The following is a 1,017-nucleotide window of genomic DNA, read 5'->3' as shown; positions in this document are numbered from 1 at the left end:
CCCACTCAGGCGCACACGCACGATGTGACCGAGACGCTCACTCATACACACCAGAACGCGCCCACGCACTGTCACTCTGCAGCAGTTCCCAACCCTGGTGCAGCCCGAACAGGTTCCGGAGGAAGGGACGTTGGAGGCGAGACTGGCCGCGCTGATCTCCTTCTATCGCTGGCAGGAGGCGGTCTTCTCGGTGCCGGTCGCGGGACGGCTCATGCGCGGGACACCGCGCCAGGCTCCGGCCCGGGGCCTACTCGCGCACCTGGACGCCCGCACCGCGCCGGCCCCGTCCTCGCTGGTCAGGGTCCGTCGCCAGCGGCATCGTGGGCGCCCGCCGCTGCTGCTGCCCTCCGAGATCCAGGCGATCCTGGACGGCTGCGCGATGCCGGACGCCACGGTCGGCGAGTGGGCGGGCAACCTGCGCGACCGGCTGCTGTTCGCCCTGCTCGCGGAGACCGGCATGCGCCTGGGCGAGGCCCTGGGCCTGCGGATCTGCGACTTCGTCATGGGCCGCGGTTCCACTCCCTATGTCGAGATCGTGCCGCGCGAGGACAACACGAACGGGGCCAGGGTGAAGATGATGCGCCCCCGACGGGTCTATGTCGGCTGCGACCTGGAGCGACTGTTCGCCGACTACCTCACCCACCTCGCCTGCCGGGCCGCCGAGGTCGGCATCGAGATCGATACCGGCTCGCCGTTGCTGGTGAACCTGGAGCGGCAGCCGCTGCTGGCCGCCCTGCGCGAGGGCACGGTGCGGGACAAGGTGTCCGCCCTGCGCAAGAAGAGCATCGGCCCGGCCTCCTGGACGCCGCACTGGTTCCGCCACAGCCACGCGACCGCGCTGCTGCTGGCCGGGACACCGGAGTGGGTTGTCTCCCGCCGACTCGGTCACGCACACGTGCAGACCACGCTCGACCTCTATGGCAACCCTCAGGAATTGCATCAGACGGGCGAGAAACCGCAGGTCGCGAGGTCAGGGAAGGGCCTGACGAGGACTTCATCCTCCTGCAACCTGGCGGC

1 protein-coding gene is annotated in these 1,017 nt (G+C 69.8%); it reads left to right on the top strand.

All coding sequences use genetic code 11. The features are described 5' to 3' along the window. Positions 1 to 130: 130 nt before the first annotated feature. The coding region (locus tag ACWGJM_RS49010) for a tyrosine-type recombinase/integrase (RefSeq protein WP_453418277.1) at positions 131 to 1,017 on the top strand (887 nt) is incomplete at its 3' end.

Source organism: Streptomyces sp. NPDC054834 (assembly GCF_053611185.1).
This window is presented reverse-complemented; position numbering and strand designations above follow the sequence as displayed.